The organism is Pseudonocardia sp. ZF1 (assembly GCF_056835605.1).
On the sequence record NZ_JAJNBY010000001.1, the window covers coordinates 1,132,511 to 1,148,642 of the forward strand.

13 protein-coding genes, 2 tRNA genes and 1 pseudogene are annotated in these 16,132 nt (G+C 73.6%); 8 read left to right on the forward strand and 8 right to left on the reverse strand.

Going from position 1 to position 16,132, the window contains the following annotated elements:
- Positions 1–198: 198 nt before the first annotated feature.
- Positions 199–339, forward strand: a pseudogene (locus ZF1_RS05735) (hypothetical protein); the annotation flags it as partial.
- Between the two features lie 384 nt (positions 340–723).
- Here the strand turns inward: ZF1_RS05735 and ZF1_RS05740 are convergent.
- Positions 724–2,055, reverse strand: a complete 1,332-nt coding sequence (locus ZF1_RS05740) for an ABC1 kinase family protein (protein WP_482636664.1) — start codon at positions 2,053–2,055, stop codon at positions 724–726.
- Positions 2,052–3,002: a hypothetical protein gene (locus tag ZF1_RS05745; protein WP_405419051.1), complete on the reverse strand. Its 951-nt coding sequence runs from the start codon at positions 3,000–3,002 to the stop codon at positions 2,052–2,054. The genes ZF1_RS05740 and ZF1_RS05745 overlap by 4 nt, the downstream gene beginning before the upstream one ends.
- A 91-nt stretch (positions 3,003–3,093) precedes the next feature.
- Between ZF1_RS05745 and ZF1_RS05750 the strand changes: the two genes are divergently transcribed.
- On the forward strand, positions 3,094–3,735 hold the full coding sequence (locus tag ZF1_RS05750; RefSeq protein ID WP_405419050.1) for a M48 family metallopeptidase: 642 nt from the start codon (positions 3,094–3,096) through the stop codon (positions 3,733–3,735).
- A gap of 7 nt (positions 3,736–3,742) precedes the next feature.
- Here ZF1_RS05750 and ZF1_RS05755 read toward each other — a convergent pair whose 3' ends face one another.
- Together ZF1_RS05755 and ZF1_RS05760 are read right to left on the reverse strand one after the other, a co-directional pair.
- On the reverse strand, positions 3,743–5,335 hold the full coding sequence (locus ZF1_RS05755; RefSeq protein WP_251785612.1) for a zinc-dependent metalloprotease: 1,593 nt from the start codon (positions 5,333–5,335) through the stop codon (positions 3,743–3,745).
- A gap of 97 nt (positions 5,336–5,432) precedes the next feature.
- On the reverse strand, positions 5,433–6,437 hold the full coding sequence (locus tag ZF1_RS05760) for a YlbL family protein (RefSeq protein ID WP_251785611.1): 1,005 nt from the start codon (positions 6,435–6,437) through the stop codon (positions 5,433–5,435).
- Positions 6,438–6,703: 266 nt separating this feature from the next.
- On the opposite strand from ZF1_RS05760, the gene ZF1_RS05765 reads away from it, so the two are divergent.
- From ZF1_RS05765 to ZF1_RS05775, 3 genes are all read left to right on the forward strand, one after another.
- Entirely contained in the window at positions 6,704–9,625 is a 2,922-nt protein-coding gene (locus ZF1_RS05765) for a UPF0182 family protein (RefSeq protein WP_482636665.1), read from the forward strand.
- A gap of 94 nt (positions 9,626–9,719) precedes the next feature.
- Positions 9,720–9,796: transfer RNA gene (locus ZF1_RS05770), tRNA-Met, on the forward strand.
- Between the two features lie 151 nt (positions 9,797–9,947).
- Positions 9,948–10,024, forward strand: a tRNA-Met gene (locus tag ZF1_RS05775).
- A 43-nt stretch (positions 10,025–10,067) separates the two neighbouring features.
- On the opposite strand, the gene ZF1_RS05780 is transcribed toward ZF1_RS05775, so the two are convergent.
- Complete coding sequence (locus ZF1_RS05780; protein WP_482636666.1) at positions 10,068–10,646, reverse strand: dihydrofolate reductase family protein; 579 nt, start codon at positions 10,644–10,646, stop codon at positions 10,068–10,070.
- Positions 10,647–10,733: 87 nt separating this feature from the next.
- On the opposite strand from ZF1_RS05780, the gene ZF1_RS05785 reads away from it, so the two are divergent.
- Complete coding sequence (locus ZF1_RS05785; RefSeq protein WP_337830401.1) at positions 10,734–11,336, forward strand: TetR/AcrR family transcriptional regulator; 603 nt, start codon at positions 10,734–10,736, stop codon at positions 11,334–11,336.
- Here the strand turns inward: ZF1_RS05785 and ZF1_RS05790 are convergent.
- Positions 11,303–11,905, reverse strand: a complete 603-nt coding sequence (locus ZF1_RS05790; protein ID WP_208819930.1) for a class I SAM-dependent methyltransferase — start codon at positions 11,903–11,905, stop codon at positions 11,303–11,305. The two genes, ZF1_RS05785 and ZF1_RS05790, sit on opposite strands and share 34 nt — an antisense overlap.
- Positions 11,906–11,938: 33 nt before the next feature.
- Here ZF1_RS05790 and ZF1_RS05795 point away from each other — a divergent pair, with 33 nt between their 5' ends.
- Complete coding sequence (locus tag ZF1_RS05795) at positions 11,939–12,163, forward strand: RNA-binding S4 domain-containing protein (RefSeq protein WP_208819928.1); 225 nt, start codon at positions 11,939–11,941, stop codon at positions 12,161–12,163.
- Positions 12,164–12,166: 3 nt separating this feature from the next.
- Here the strand turns inward: ZF1_RS05795 and ZF1_RS05800 are convergent, their stop codons facing one another.
- Complete coding sequence (locus tag ZF1_RS05800; RefSeq protein ID WP_482636667.1) at positions 12,167–14,221, reverse strand: acyltransferase family protein; 2,055 nt, start codon at positions 14,219–14,221, stop codon at positions 12,167–12,169.
- A gap of 123 nt (positions 14,222–14,344) precedes the next feature.
- Complete coding sequence (locus tag ZF1_RS05805; protein ID WP_482636668.1) at positions 14,345–15,181, reverse strand: transglycosylase SLT domain-containing protein; 837 nt, start codon at positions 15,179–15,181, stop codon at positions 14,345–14,347.
- A gap of 439 nt (positions 15,182–15,620) precedes the next feature.
- On the opposite strand from ZF1_RS05805, the gene soxR reads away from it, so the two are divergent.
- On the forward strand, positions 15,621–16,091 hold the full coding sequence (gene soxR, locus ZF1_RS05810; protein ID WP_062400605.1) for a redox-sensitive transcriptional activator SoxR: 471 nt from the start codon (positions 15,621–15,623) through the stop codon (positions 16,089–16,091).
- The last annotated feature ends 41 nt before the right edge of the window (positions 16,092–16,132 follow it).

Sequence of the window (16,132 nt, forward strand, 5' to 3'; positions counted from 1 at the left end):
CGGGGTGACGAGGGGCACGCTCCACCACCGGTGCGACGACGAGCGGCGCTGTTCGCCGCGGTCCTGGCGCGGTCGGCGGACCGTGTGGCGGACCGGGGTGGTCGACACGGCGGAGGCGGTGCCCGACCCGTGGGGACGGCTCGTCGCCGGGTGCCGGGTGTTCCTCGGCGCCGCACGGAGCCGTCGGCGGCGCGGATCATGCTCGTCGACGGGCCCGGCCTGCTGGGCTGGGGCGCGCCGGCGCGAGCTGGGCGCCGAGTCGTCGGGACGGCACCTTGTCGAGGCGCCGGCCGATCCCGGCGAGCGCGGGGCGCCGGTGCGCAGCCGGTCGAGCCGCTGGCCCGACTGCTGTCGGGCGCCATGAACGAGCACGCCATGTGGCTCGCGGAGCCCGGCACGGCCCATGGGGAGCGAGACCCGGAGCCGGCGCCGACCGGGAGCGGCCCGGTGCCAGCGACCCGGGGCCGGCGCGGAACCGCCGACCGGCGGGTCGGACCCACGACGGGGTGGCGGGAGGACGACCGGACCGGGGAGCGCGGGCGACCGGGGCGCGGCTCGGGCCGCGCTCGACCGGGTGCTCGACGGGCTCCGCGTCCGCCCCGACCCCACGACGCCCCCGAAGACCCCGCCAGTGGCGCCGACCTGCGCTGCTGCGTATCGGTGAGCAGAGCACAGCGACGACAGGGCACCCCCGTCCCGCAGGACCGGAGTAGCGCAGGGAGGTCAGCCGGTCGGGGCGTCCGGCTCGAACATCTCCGGCTGCCACTCGGCGACGATCTCCCGCAGCCGCACGTGGGAGTCGAGCTGGCACAGGATGCCGACGGTCCCCATCGTCACCCGGTGCACCAGCAGGAACCGCGGGGGCAGGTTCAACGACCGGCCGATCGCCGCGTCCGGGCTGCGCAGATCACCGACCCGCTCGGCCTGCTTCTGGATCCACCGGCGGCTGAAGTGGAACTCCTCGGACCCCAGCGGCTCGGTGAAGGGTGCGAGGTAGTCGAGGATCTGCTCGGACTCGATCCGGGCGCCGTCGCGGACGAACCCGGCCGAGCGCATCAGGGCCATCAGGTCGCCGCTGCGCCCATCGAGCGCGTACTTGGTCATCGTGACCAGCTCGGGGGGCATGCCGTCGGGCATCCGGGCGACGGCACCGAAGTCGAGGACGAGCAGACGGCCGTCGTCGAGGATCCCGAAGTTGCCGGGGTGCGGGTCGGCGTGCAGCAGGTGCGCGCGGTCCGGCGCCGAGTAGTGGAAGCGGGCCAGCTGGTTGCCCGCGTGGTCGCGCTCCTCGCGGGTGCCGTCGCGGATGATCGAGGCCAGCGGGCGGCCCTGTACCCACTCCGTGATGACGGCCTTGGGGGCCGAACCGACCACGCGGGGGATCTTCACGTCCGGGTCGTCCTCGTAGAACGCGGCGAACTCGCGCTGGTACGCGGCCTCGTCGCGGTAGTCGAGCTCCTCCTCCATGCGGTCCTTGAGCTCCGCGACCAGCGGCTTGATCTCCATACCGGGGACCAGCGGCTGCAGGATGCGGCTCATCCGCCCGAGCTGACGCAGGTCCGAGCGCAGCGCCTCCTCGGCGCCGGGGTACTGCACCTTGACCGCGACCTCGCGGCCGTCGCGCTTCCAGACCGCGCGGTGCACCTGGCCGATGCTGGCCGAGGCGGCGGGCGTCTCGTCGAAGTCGGCGAACCGGGACCGCCAGGACCGTCCGAACTGCTGGGTGAGCATGTAGTCGACGTCGGCCATGGGCATCGGCGGCGCCGCGGACTGCAGCTTGGTGAGCGCCTCGCGGTAGGGCTCCGCGTACTCGTCGGGCACGGCCGCCTCGAACACGCTGAGCGCCTGCCCGAACTTCATCGCGCCGCCCTTGAGCTCGCCGAGCACCTCGAACAGCTGCTCGGCGCTCTTGGCCGCGAGCTGGGCCGCGATCTCGTCGCGGTCACCACCCGTGAGACGGCGCCCGAACCCTGCTGCGGCACGTCCGGCGACGCCGAGCGGGAGGCCGGCGAGCTTGGCGGTGCGCGAGGCGGTTCTTCGGGGAATGTCGCTCACACGGTGATTGTCCACCCGGCCGGGGGATTCCCGCACGGCGCGGTGGGCCCCGGTGCGCTGTCCGGTACCGCCGCAGCCGCTGTGCCGCAGGAACAACCGGGTCGTCGGAACCCCGGACGGGTGACGACCGTCGCCGCGTCCGCGTCGACCTCCAGCACCGCTCCCCACGACGCGGGCGGCCGGCCGCCACGCACCGGCCCGTCGACGGCGGCGAGCACCTGGCCGACCGCCACCGCCGCCGTCGCGACCAGCACGTGCGGTGCCGCCGACGACGGTCCGCCGGCCGCACCGGGCGCCCCCGCACAACCGGGACACAGCCCCCGACCCGGCAGGACGAGCGGCCCCACCACGCCGCGGCCGTCGCGCAGGGCCACGAACAGCTGCTCCGACGGAGCCTCCGGCGGCATCGGCCCGTCGTCGGCGAGCACCACCAGGTCCGCGGGCACCCGCCGGGGCGGATCGGCGTCGACACCGGCGTCGCGCAGGAACGTGCGCAGCTCCTCCCCGCGGCCCCGGCCCGGCCCCACCGGCAGCCCGGCCAGCACGTCGTCGGCGCCCGTCACCCCGCCGACCTGCGGGTACAGCTGTCCGATCCCGGCCCGGGCCAGCCCGGCGACGACCGCCACGGCGAGCGCGCCGTTGCCGCGGACCTCGACCAGCGTGCTCGCCCGGCGCCGCCGGACCCGGTCCACGACGTCCGGGTCGGCGAGCAGCCCCGCCCGCCACAGGACGGCGAGCAGCACCGCGACCTCGTCGTCGCCCCGGGTGAGCGCACCGGTCGGGCACGGGCCGTCGGCGAGCCGGTCCAGTGCGTCGACGGCGGCGGGGGACAGCTCCTCCAGCAGCCGGGCCCGGGGTGGGCCGGACCCGATCCGGCGGGCTCGTGGCCCGGCCGGGAGGACGGCGAGGTGGGCGGCGAGCGCGAGCCGTGCGGGCAGTCCGGTCACCGGTGCCACGGTGCCCGCTCCGTGCGGCGACGGGGCCGGAACACGTCCGCGCCGTTCGCATCCGCGAACCGGGGCGGCCTACCCTGGAGCCATGGCGAGTCCCCCGGTAGAGGTCCGACGCAGCGCCCGCCGGAAGCGCATGGTCAGTGCCCGGCGGGAGGGGGAACGGCTCGTCGTGTTCATCCCGGGCTGGATGTCCGCCGAACAGGAACGCGACTGGGTCGCGGAGATGGTGCGACGCGTCGAGGCGAGCGAGGCCCGCCGCCGCTCACCGGGCCGCAACAACGACGAGGCCCTGATGCGCCGCGGCCTGGAGCTGTCGAAGCGCTGGCTGGAGGGGCGCGCGCGGCCGTCGTCGATCCGGTGGGTGCCGACGATGCGCACCCGCTGGGCGTCCTGCACCCCCGACGACGCCACGATCCGGATCAGCGAGCGTCTGCGGGACGCGCCGGGCTGGGTCGTCGACTACGTGCTGGTGCACGAGCTGGCCCACCTGCTGTCCGCCGCGCACGACGACGTCTTCTGGTCCTGGGTGCGCCGCTATCCGCGCACCGAGCGGGCCATCGGCTACCTGGAGGGCCTCAACGCGGCCGCGGAGCTCGGCATCACCGGTGTCGACGGCGACCCGGCCACCGCCGACGAGCCCGACGGGGTCGCCGACGCCGACGGTGAGGTCGGCGGGTTCGGCGGGACCGGCCCCGGGAGGGAGCCGGTCCGCGCGACCGGGACCTGAGCCGGGCTCAGGAGTCCTTCCGGTCCGTCCCGTCCTCGCCGTCGGTGTCCTCCGCGGAGGGCTTCTCCGAGGTCCCGGGCTCCTCCGGGGTCCCGGACGACTCGGCCTTCCTCTTCTCCGCGTCGGCGGCCATCTGGCGCTCCAGCTCGGCGATCGGGTCGTCCGGGACGGCCCCGCCGGTCGCGCCGCCGCGCACGAAGGCGGCCGGGTCGTCCAGGTCCTCGGCCGACGGGATCAGGTCCGGGTGCGCCCAGACCGCGTCGCGGCCCTCGACGCCGCGCTCGGCGCCCAGCAGCTTCCACAGGTCCGCCGCGGCCCGCAGCTTCCGCGGCCGCAGCTCCAGCCCGACGATCGTCGCGAACGCCTGCTCCGCGGGCCCGCCCGAGGCGCGGCGGCGGCGCATCGTCTCGCGCATCGCCTCGGCCCCGGGCAGCCGCTCGGTCAGCGCCTCGGCGACGACGGTGTCCACCCAGCCCTCGATCAGGGCGAGCAGGGTCTCCAGCCGGGCCAGCGCCGCCTTCTGCTGCGGTGTGTCCTCCGGCTCGAACATGCCGGACTGCATGGCCTCCTGGATCGACTCCGGGTTCGACGGGTCGATCCCGCGGGCGAGCTCCTCGATCCGCGAGGTGTCCACGGTGATGCCGCGGGCGTACTCCTCGACGGCGCCGAGCAGCCGCTCGCGCAGCCAGTGCACGTGGGTGAACAGCCGCTGGTGGGCGGCCTCGCGCGCGGCGAGGAACAGCGTGACCTCACCGGCCGGGCGGTCCAGGCCCTCGGTGAACCGGGCGACGGCCTCGGGCAGCAGTGCGGAGGTGCGCTCCGGGCCGACCGGGATGCCGAGCTCGGTGGAGGTCAGCACCTCCTTGCCGAGCTGCGCCAGGCCCTGGCCGAGCTGGCTGCCGAACGCCATCCCGCCCATCTTGCCGAGCATCCCCAGCATCGGGCCCGCCGCGCCGCGGACCTCCTCGGGCAGCCCCTCGACCCAGGCCGAGGACAGCCGCGTCGCCACCGGGTCGCAGAGCCGCTTCCAGGTCGGCATGCCGGCCCGCACCCAGTCCGACGGCGTCCAGGCCTTCACCTCGCCGCCGGAGGAGGGGAACGACGTCGCCGGGTCGAGCCACAGCTCCGCGAGCTTCACGGCCTCGGCGACCCCGGTGCGCTGGGCGTCGGTGAGCGACGACGTCGACTGCGCGAGCTGCTGGGTGGCGATCCGGGCGGCGAGCTCGTAGTCGACGGGGCCGCCGTCGGAGGAGCCGCTGCTGGAGAGCATCTGGCCGAGCTGGGACAGCATCTGCCCGAGCTGGCTCATGTCGAACTGGCCCCCGCCGGGCATACCCGGCATGCCGGGGATCCCGCCCATGCCGAACGCCGCGAACGGGTTCTGGCCCGCGCCGCCGGAGGCGCCGGACGGGTCGTCGGACCGGGGGTGCGACCCGAAGCCGAACGGGTCCTTCGGGCCCTCGGGCTCGCCCTTCCCGTCCTTGCCCGACGTGCCCCCGTCCGTGCCGGAGGCGTCGCCGGAACCCGAGTCGGGCTGGTCGCCGGGCTCGCGGTCGCGGTCACGGTCGGCGGGGCCGAAGCCGAAGGGGACGTCGCTCATGGCGTCCACCGTACGCGGGCCCGGGGGGTGGTCGCCGCCCCGACAGCCGGTGGATCGGGCCTGGTGGGGCGGTGTTCGCCGGGAGCGGACCGGGGAACTACGAGCAGCCGGCGGGCGTACCGCCGGTGTCGAGGGTGGTCAGCGCGCCGACCGCCTCGTCGAGGGTCCCGACGCGCACGAGCTGGAGCCCGTCGGGCGCGTCCTCGGCGGCCTCGGTGCAGTTCGCAGCGGGCACCAGGAACGTCTGCGCACCGACCTCGCGGGCCTTCAGCATCTTGAAGCGGATGCCGCTGATCGGCCCGACCCGGCCCTCGGCGTCGATGGTGCCGGTGCCGGCGACGAACCGGCCGCCGGTCAGCGGACCCGGGGTCAGCTTGTCGACCAGCGCCAGGCTGAACATCAGACCGGCCGAGGGGCCGCCGACGTCGCCCAGCGTGATGGTCAGCTTCTGCCCCTCGGCGGGCGAGGTGGCCGGGGTGATGCCCAGGAAGGCCCGCGCCGGGTCGTCCGGGTGGGCGGCCGGGGTGACGGTGACCTGGCGCGGCGCGGCGTCCCCCCGGCGGACGGTGAGGGTGACCGGCTGACCGGGGCGCGCGGCCCCCATGGCGTCGAGCAGGCCCTGGACCGAGGTCACCGGGGTGGCGCCGACGGCGCGGATCTCGTCGCCGGGTTCCAGCACCCCCGCCGACGGCGAGCCGTCGGTCAGCGCGCCGACCGTGACCCGGGTCGGCAGGTGCAGGTGGTTCAGCGCCGCGGCCTCGGCGTTCGCGATCGAGCCGTCGAACTCCTGCTGGTTGGCCTGGGTGACCTGTTCGGTGGACTCGCCGGGCGGGTACAGCGACCAGCGCGGCGCGAGCCGGTAGGTGCCCGAGGCCCACATGCCGAGCGCCCGCAGCGTCGAGATCCCGTCGGTGACGCCGACGGTGGTCATGTTCAGGTGCCCGGTCGTCGGGTAGGTCGGCAGGCCCTCCGCGGACACGACGGGCGTGCCCTCGACCTCACCGAGGGTGTCGAAGGTCGGTCCCGGCCCGAGGGCGACGACCGGCGCGGGGACCACGGTCCCGACCGCGGTGAGGGCCAGCAGCACGAGGACCGCGGTCACCCACGTCGAAGATCGAACGCCCACGGACGGAACCCTACGATCGTGCGACGACGACGGCGCGCCCGACCCCGGCCCGTCCTGCGACGATGCGGTCGGAGAGCCGGGGGACCACCGCCCGATGTGTCGTTTTCGTCCCGACACACCGGGACCCGACCGCGACTTCACCGAACCTCCGTACAGTTGCCCTCGGAGAACCGTGCCGTCGCCCCAGCCGGCCGCGCTCTCCACGAGTCGTACCCGAACTGTGGAGTGTGCCCGTGTCGTCCATGCGGCCCCCTGTGGGAGCGCCGTCGCTGACCCGCCGAACCCGGATCCTGCTGGTCGCCGCGGGCGTCCTCGTAGTGCTTCTGCTCGGTGGCTCGCGGCTGTTGAACTTCTACGTCGACTACCTGTGGTTCGGCGAGGTCGGTTTCCGGAGCGTCCAGCTCACCCGGCTGTTCACCCAGATCGTGCTCTTCGGGGTCGTGGCCCTGGTGGTGGGCGGCCTGGTCGCGCTGACGCTGTGGCTGGCCTACCGGTACCGCCCGGTCTTCGTGCCGGTGTCCGGCCCCGAGGACCCGGTCGCGCGCTACCGCACCACGATCATCCAGCGCCTGCGCCTGTTCGCCGTCGGCGTGCCGGTCGTGATCGGTCTGATCGCCGGGCTCGCGGCGCCGACGCAGTGGCAGACCGTGCAGATGTTCCTGCACGGCACCCCGTTCGGCCGCGCCGATCCCGAGTTCGGCAACGACATCGGGTTCTACGCCTTCACCCTGCCGTTCCTGCGGATGAGCCTGAACTGGCTGTTCGTCGCCGTCGCGATCTGCTTCGTGCTCGCGCTGGTGACCCACTACATCTTCGGGGGCATCCGGCTGTCCGGCCGCTCCGGCTTCGTCTCCACCGCCGCGCGCGCCCAGCTCGCCGTGCTCGCCGGGGTGTTCGTGCTGCTCAAGGCCGTCGCCTACTGGTTCGACCGCTACGACCTGCTGTGGTCCAACCGCAACGCGCAGACGTTCTACGGAGCCACCTACACCGACCTCAACGCGGTCCTGCCGGCCAAGCTGATCCTGCTGGTCATCGCGGTGATCTGCGCGCTCGCGTTCTTCGTCGCCGCCTTCCGCCAGAACCTGCAGATCCCGGCCGTCGCCGTGGTCATGCTGGTCGTCTCCTCGATCCTGGTCGGCACGGCGTTCCCGCTGGTGCTGCAGCAGTTCGTCGTCGCGCCCAACGCGAACGTCAACGAGGCCCCGTCGATCGAACGCAACATCGCCGCGACCCGGGACGCCTTCGGCATCGGGCCGGACAAGGTCGACATCACGCCCTACGCGGGCACGTCGGAGGCGACACCGGCCCAGGTCCGGGCCGACACCGACACCATCCCCAACATCCGGCTGCTCGACCCGGGCAAGCTCAACCGCACGTTCACCCAGCTCCAGCAGCGACGGAACTTCTACGGGTTCTCGCCCAACCTCGACATCGACCGCTACACCGTCGACGGCGAGACCCGTGACTACGTCGTCGCGGCGCGCGAGATGAACGCCAACGGCCTGGTGAACAACCAGCAGGACTGGATCAACCGGCACCTGGTCTACACCCACGGCAACGGGATCGTGGCCGCTCCGGCGAACCAGGTGAACGAGGCCCTGGAGGACGCGGGCGGTTCCGGCGGCCTGCCGAACTTCCAGGTCTCCGACACCCAGCAGCAGGGCTTCGTGCCCGTCCAGCAGCCCCGCATCTACTACGGCGAGCTGCTCGACAACCAGTACTCGATCGTCGGTGCCGAGCCGGGTACCGCGCCGCGGGAGTACGACTCCGACGAGGCGCAGTACACCTACACCGGTGCCGGCGGCGTCCCGATCGGCGGGCTGTTCAACCGTTCGGTGTTCGCGCTGGCCTACGGCGAGCGGAACATCCTGTTCAACAACTCGATCAACGCCGACTCGAAGATCATGTACGTCCGGAACCCGCGGGACCGCGTGCAGGCGGTGGCCCCGTGGCTGACGCTGGACAACGACCCGTACCCGGCCGTCGTCGACGGGCGGGTGCAGTGGATCGTCGACGGCTACACCACGCTGCAGAACTTCCCCTACGCCGAGCGCGTGCAGCTGGGCGACGCCACGTCGGACTCCCGGCTCGGGCCGAATGGCCAGCAGCTGCCGAACGACACGATCAGCTACCTGCGCAACTCGGTGAAGGCCACGGTCGACGCCTACGACGGCACCGTGAAGCTCTTCGCCTTCGACGAGTCCGACCCGGTGCTGCAGACCTGGCAGAAGGCGTTCCCGGGCACGGTCGAGCCGCGCTCGGCGATCACCCCGGACCTGCAGGCCCACCTGCGCTACCCGGAGGACCAGTTCAAGGTCCAGCGTGAGCTGCTGACCCGCTACCACGTCGACGACCCGAACGAGTTCTTCTCCACCGTGTCGTTCTGGGACGTCCCGTCCGACCCGACCGTGCAGGGCGGCAACGGCGGCAGCCAGGACGCGCAGCCGCCGTACTACATCTACGCGGGTCTTCCGGGGCAGGAGGGCGCGTCGTTCCAGCTCACCAGCGCGCTGGTGAGCCTGCGGCGGCAGTTCCTCGCCTCGTACGTCTCGGCCAGCTCGGACCCGGACACCTACGGGAAGCTGACCGTGCTGCAGCTGCCGAACGAGACCCAGACGCTCGGCCCGCAGCAGGTCCAGGCCCGGTTCCTCGGCTCGCCCGAGGTCTCCTCCGAGCTGAACCTGCTGCGGCAGAACCAGACCACAATCGACTACGGCAACCTGCTGACGCTGCCGGTGGCCGGTGGTCTGCTCTACGTCGAGCCCGTGTACATCGAGCGGGCGGGCGGTCAGGACAACTCGACCTATCCGCAGCTGGCCCGCGTCCTGGTGTTCTACGGCGACCGGCTCGGCTACGACGCGAGCCTGTCCCGGGCCCTCGACGAGGTGTTCGGCGCCGGAGCCGGTGCCGCCGCGGGCGGTGCCGCTCCGACGACCGGGCAGCCCGCCCAGCCGACGACGCCCACGACGCCGGCCACGCCGAACGGACAGGGCGCCCAGACCCCGGCGGCGCCCAACGCGGCGCAGGCGACCGCGGCGCAGCAGATCCGTGCGGCGCTGAACGAGCTCAAGGCGGCCCAGCAGTCCGGTGACTTCGCCAGGCAGGGCGAGGCGCTGGCCGCGCTGGACCGTGCGGTCGCGGCGTTCCAGGGCGCGGGCGGCTGATCATCGTCGGGCCGGACCCCCCTGCGGGTGGGGTCCGGCCCGGTGTGTAAGGTTGCCCCTGCAACACAGACGGAATGCACGCGGTTCCGTCCGGCGCGGGGTGGAGCAGCTCGGTAGCTCGCTGGGCTCATAACCCAGAGGTCGCAGGTTCGAATCCTGCCCCCGCTACCACCCACGAAGGCCCCCAGGATCTCCTGGGGGCCTTCGTTCGTCGTGGGGTCCGGCCCCGGTCGCCGGGAGCGACCCCCCCTCGGAGGTCCGGTGAACGGCCGGTGTACGGTGGTGACACAACACAGACGGGATCGCACGCGGTCCCGGACGGCGCGGGGTGGAGCAGCTCGGTAGCTCGCTGGGCTCATAACCCAGAGGTCGCAGGTTCGAATCCTGCCCCCGCTACCACCCACGAAGGCCCCCGGGGAGCACCCCGGGGGCCTTCGTCCTGTCAGGGGACCCGCGCGTACTCGGCGACGACGACCCCGGAGCGGTACGGCGTCGACCGCACCAGGTCCCACGACCGCGGCCGGTACCCGCCGCCGTCGTCGAACAGGGGCTTGCCAGCCCCGAGCACGACCGGGTTCACCTTGAGCACCAGCCGGTCGATCTCGCCCGCCAGCGCGGCCGCGAGCCGCCCGCCACCGCAGAGCCAGATGCCGGCGCCGGTGCGGAGCTTCAGCTCGCGGACGAGGTCCACCGGGTCGCGCCCGGTCAGGGTGATCCCGGCGGGCACCGCGTCGGCGGGACGGCTGCGCGACAGGACGTACTGCTCCAGGTGCGGGTACGGGTCGGCGGTGGCCGCCAGGCCCGCGGCGTAGGTGTTCCAGCCCATCAGCACGGTGTCGAACCGGCTGTTGTCCGCGGTCAGCCCGAGCATGTCCAGCCCGACGGCCGGGACCGTGTCGGTCCACTCCCGCAGGATCATGTCGATGTGGTCGCCGGTCTGCGGGAAGGCGTCGAAGGTGTCGTCGGGGGCCGCGATGCGGCCGTCGAGCGAGACCGCGACGTAGTAGACGAGCTCGCGCATGCGCGGACCTCCGGGTCGAGAAAACCACGACGGATGTCGTGGTCGTCGAAAGTACAACAGGCGTCGTGGTTCGTCTAGGGTGCCCGCATGGCACGCAACGACGACCGCAGGCAGCGGCTGGCCGACGCGGGGCTGGCCGTCCTGGCCCGCGAGGGTGCCCGGGGACTGACCCACCGCGCGCTGGACCGGGAGGCCGGCGTCCCGACCGGCACGGCGTCGAACTACTTCCGGACCCGCGCCGAGCTCGTCCGTGCGCTGGCCGACCGGATCGGGCAACGCCTGGCGCCGGACCCGGACACCGTCGCCGGGCTGCGTGCGGGGGAGGCGGGGCCCGCGATGTTCGCCGACCACATCCGCGACATCGTGCGCCGGCTCGGTGCCGAGCGGGACGTGACGCTGGCGCTGTTCGAGCTCCGCCTGGAGGCTGCCCGGCGCCCGGAGGTCGCCGAGGTCATGGGGGAGTGGCTGCGCACCGGGTTCGCCGCCGACGTCGCCTACAACCGGGCCGCGGGACTGCCTGGCGGGCCCGCGGAGATCGCGCTGTTCCACTACGCGGTCGACGGCCTGCTCCTGGACCGGCTGACCCTGTCCATCGACCCGGATACCCCGACCGACACCGTCGTCGACGCACTCGTCGACGGGCTGCTCCCGCCCGCTCAGGGCGCCGGTGCGACCTCCAGTACCCGGTAGCCGCGCTCGGAGGCCAGGCGGGTCGTCGGGAAGCCCTGCTCGTCGTTCAGCCACCGTTGCAGCGAGTCCGAGCCCAGGTTCTTCGCCACCACCAGGTACGCCCGCCCGTCCGGGAGGAGCCGCGGGAGCCAGCGCAGCAGCAGCTCGTGCAGCGCGGCCTTGCCGGAGCGGATCGGCGGGTTGGAGTATATCCCGGCGAAGGTGACGTCGTCGGGGACCTCCTCGGGCCGGCAGGCGGTCACGTTGCCCAGCCCGGCCGCGTCGGCGTTCTCCCGGGTGAGGCCCAGCGCGCGCTCGTTCAGGTCCACCGCCCACACCGGAAGCCGGCGGCGCCGGCTGGCCAGGGTGAGCGCGATCGGGCCGTAGCCGCAGCCGACGTCGAGCAGCGGGCCGCGGACCGGCGGCATCGGCGCGGTGTCGAGCAGCACCTTCGTCCCGCGGTCGAGGCGGCTGTGCGAGAAGACCCCGGTGTCGGTCACCAGCGACAGGTCCACGCCGGACGTGTGCAGGCGGACCGACCCGCGGTGGCTCGCGACGGACGGCGTGGCGCTGAAGTAGTGGTCACCCACGCCGGGTGATGCTACGGCGGGGACACTGGGGACATGAGGACGCCACAGCCCCCGCAGGACGTGCCCATCCGTGAGGAGCCGATCCGGATCGGTCAGTTCCTGAAGCTCGCCGGCCTCGCCGAGGACGGCGTGCACGCCCGCGAGATCCTGGAGGCGGGCGAGGTCACGGTCAACGGGGCACCGGAGCACCGCCGGGGCGCCCGGATCCGGCGCGGCGACGTCGTCTCCGTGGCCGGGCGGAGCGTCCGCCCGGCCTGAGGCTCACCAGCCGAGGTGGTCGAACGCCGTCGCGAGCGTCGGGGCGAGGGTCTCGGCGTAGGTCGCGGTCAGGTGGTTGTCGTCCATGTAGACGAGCACGTTGCCCACCTCGCTGCGGCAGACCGCCGGGTCGCAGATGCCGTCGGCCACGTCGGCGAACACCACGTTCGGCGGGACGCCCGGGACCGCCGACCACGGCGGGTACGGCTGGTACAGCGTGTGCCGGTCGACCTCGCAGTCCGGCGCGCCCCGGCCCTGCCGGGCGACGCAGTCGACCACGTTGAAGTCGAACCGCGGGTTGTCGCGGACCGCGACGACCGGGATCCCGGCCGCGTCGAGCCGCTGCCAGGCCTGCACGAACCCCTCGGGGGTCTGCTCGTGCAGTCCGGGCCGCACGTCGCGGCTGGCCAGGGTCAGGACCGCGTCGGGGTGCATCGCGACCAGCTGGTCGTGCACCGCGGCGTTCCAGTCGGTGCACCCCTGGTCGTCGGCGACGGTCTCCGAGCGCACCGACATCGGGCAGGCCCCGCGGAACATGCCCACCATCGACCAGTTGCGCTGCTCGGCGATCACCGCGAGCGAGGCGGCGTACTGCTGGGCGTGCGAGTCGCCGACCACGGCGACCGTCCGCTCCGAGGTCTCCGGGGCCGGCGCGGGCACGGTGCAGACCTCGAGCTCCGCGCCGTGCTCGGAGGGCCCGCAGTCCCAGCTGGTGCGGTGGTAGCTCCAGTCGTCGGGCGCCTGCACCAGCGACGGGGTCAGCTCGGCGTCGGCCGGGTCGAGCGAGGCGAGGTCGAACTGCGGGGACAGCGCCACCGCGCCCGGGTGCGACGGCGAACCCGCCAGCACAGGCGTCGACGCCCGCGCGGCGGCCAGCCCGTACCAGGAGCCCGCCGCGACGAGCACGGCCAGCGCGAGCACCCCGCCGGTCCGCAGCGCGTGGCGCACGTCGAGCGCGGCGATCCGCTGCTCGACGAACCGGTGGGTCAGCCAGGCCAGCACGAACGACACCGCGATCACGGCGGCGCCCTGCTCGAGGTCCAGCCGGTCCTGCCCGGTGCGCACCAGGGTGAGCGTCAGGATCGGCCAGTGCCACAGGTACAGCGGGAACGAGATGTCGCCGATCGTGCGCAGCACCCGTCCCGACAGCAGTCGGTCGACGCCGAACCGGTGCCCGGACCGCCCGGCGACCAGCACCATCGCCGCGGCCAGCGTCGGCCAGAGCGCCGCCCAGCCGGGGAACGCGCGGTCGACCTGGAGCAGGATCCCGCAGGAGACCAGCGCGGCCACGCCGCCCCAGCCGAGCACCGCGCGGGTGCCGGGGGTCAGCTCCGGCCGGTCCTCGATCCGGGAGATCCACAGCGCGAGCAGCCCGCCGAGCGCGAACTCCCAGATCCGCGTCGCGGAGTGGAAGTAGGCGAGCGGCTGGTTCACCAGCGTCAGGTACACCGAGTACGCGAACGAGGCCCCGCCGACGGCGAGCAGCGTGCCGGTGAGCCGCCGGTGCAGGTCGGCACCGTCCCGCCGGGTCGCGATCGCGACACCGGCCACGACCAGCGGCGCGAGCAGGTAGAACTGACCCTGGATGGACAGCGACCAGAAGTGCTGGACGATGCTCGCCGCGTTGTCGCGGGCCGCGTAGTCGACCGAGTTGTGTGCCAGCTCCCAGTTCTGCAGGAACAGCAGCGACGCGACCGTCTCCCGGACGGTCGGCATCCACCGGTTCTCCGGCAGCAGCCAGAACCCGGCCACCACGCCCGCGACGAGGACGACCGTGACCGCCGGTAGCAGCCGGGAGAACTGGCGTCGCCACGTGGCGAGTACGTCGACCCGGCCCCGCGCCGCCGCCCGGTGGAGACCACCGGTGATGAGGAAGCCGGTGATCAGGAAGAACACGTCGACGCCGCCGGAGACCCGGCCGACCCAGACGTGGTAGACGACCACCAGCACCACCGCCAGGGCGCGCAGCCCCTGCAGCTCCGGACGGAACCGGGAGCGCGCGACGCCCCCGGCCGTCGTCGTGGTGCGGCTGGCGGGGGCTCCACCGGGGGACGACACGAGTGGCAGCTCCTCGTTGCGGGCACGATCGGGTAAAGGGAAGTTTACGATTCGACCCCTACAACGACGACGGCGGTCACCGGGTTCCCCCGGTGACCGCCGCTCGTGGGGTCAGGGTCTCGCTCAGTATCCGATGTATCCGCCGTGGCTGCCGACCCGGCCACCCGCGTCGAGCGTGTCGATGCCGTAGCGGTCGATCATGTAGCGGACGCCCGCGGTGATGTTCGCGATCGGGTCGGTGATCGCCCGGTCCGCGAAGTCCGGGTGCACGTAGGCCGCGAACGTCGAGGGGATGACCTGCATGAGGCCCTCGGACGGGTTGCCGGCCGCGGCGTTGGAGTCCCAGTTGTTGATGGCGTGCGGGTTCCCGTTGGACTCCTTGAGGATGATCCGCTTGAGCCCGCTCGCGTAGGACTGGGACAGCCCCATGTGGTCCAGGGCCTCGGCGATCCAGCCGTCCAGTCCGCCCTGGGCGACGATCGCGTCGATCCGCGCCTTCTCGGCCTGGCGCGCCTTCTCGGCCGCGGCGGCCTTGGCGTGCTCGGCGGCGATCTTCGTCGCGATCTCGTGCGCCTTGCCCATGGACGCGAGGTCGGCGTCCTGGGCGGGGGCGGCGGCCTGCAGCGCGCCCGACGCGGCGGACGGCTGGGCGAAGGAGACCGGGCTGAAGAAGCCGGAGGTCGAGCCGTCCGTGGCCTTCGTGGCCGAGGGGATGTTCGCGGAGTACGCGGCCAGCGTCGTGGCGGCGGTGGTGCCGCTCTCCTCGGCGTCGGCCTGCGTCGAGGTCCCGTCCAGAGTGGTCGGGACGATCGCGGCGAACGCACCGGAGGCGAGCACGCCGAACGCGGCGCCGGTGGCGGCCGTGCGGGTGCCGGCACGACGCGCGGCGTGCGCGGGGCCGCCGTGCCGCGAGGAACGGAGGGACGGTGCAGCGGCCGTCGCTGCGGGTGTGGTCGCCACGGGTCGGGGGAACCCGTGGTGGCCACCGGGGGAGCGGTGTCCGGGCAAGGAAACGCCTTTCAGATCACGGACGGCACCGCGCACGAACGGCCGGGTCGGGGGTCCCGGGTGAGCCGGTCGGGGAGTCCGGCTCCAGCCCGCTCGTGATCGGGCCGTGATGACTGGGGATGACCGTAGAGGGCCCCGTCGCGGGGGTCCAGCCCCGGGGTCGTCGGTCGCCGCGCGACAGGCACCGTTCACCGGTTCCGTGATCTTGAGAGAGTGCGGGGAGCAACCCGGTGGACGGTGCCCCTCGGCCGACGGACGGCGGTCCCCGCAGGTGGCGGGCTTGCGATGAACGGCGCAATACTGGAGTCGGCTCGAGGTTTGTACGGCCCGTCCCGATGCGCGGAACGGCGTGTGGGACGGCCGCGGCGGGGTAGTGGGACGGGGGACGGGCATGGACACGGGCGACCTGTTGACCATCGGGGAGATCGTCGAGCGCAGCGGGTTCCCGCACTCGGCGCTGCGCTACTACGAGCGCGAAGGGCTGATCTCCGCGACCCGGACCTCGGGCAACCAGCGTCGCTACCGGCGCAGCGTGCTGCGCAGGCTCGCCTTCGTCCGGGCGGCCCGGTCCATCGGGATCGGGCTGGAGGAGGTCCGCTCCGCCCTCGACGCGCTGCCCGCGGACCGCACGCCGACGCGGTCGGACTGGGCCCGGCTGTCGCGGTCCTGGCGCGGCAGGCTCGACGAGCAGATCGACGCGCTGACCGCCCTGCGCGACGGCCTCGACGGCTGCATCGGCTGCGGCTGCCTGTCGATGACGACCTGCCGGCTGGTCAACCCCGACGACGCCGCCGCCGCGTACGGCGACGGTGCCCGGGTGCTGCCCGCCGCGCTGCGCCGCCCGCCGGTGCACGGCCGGTGAACCCCGCCCGGTGACCGCTGCCGTGGCGCCCCGGGCTGCCT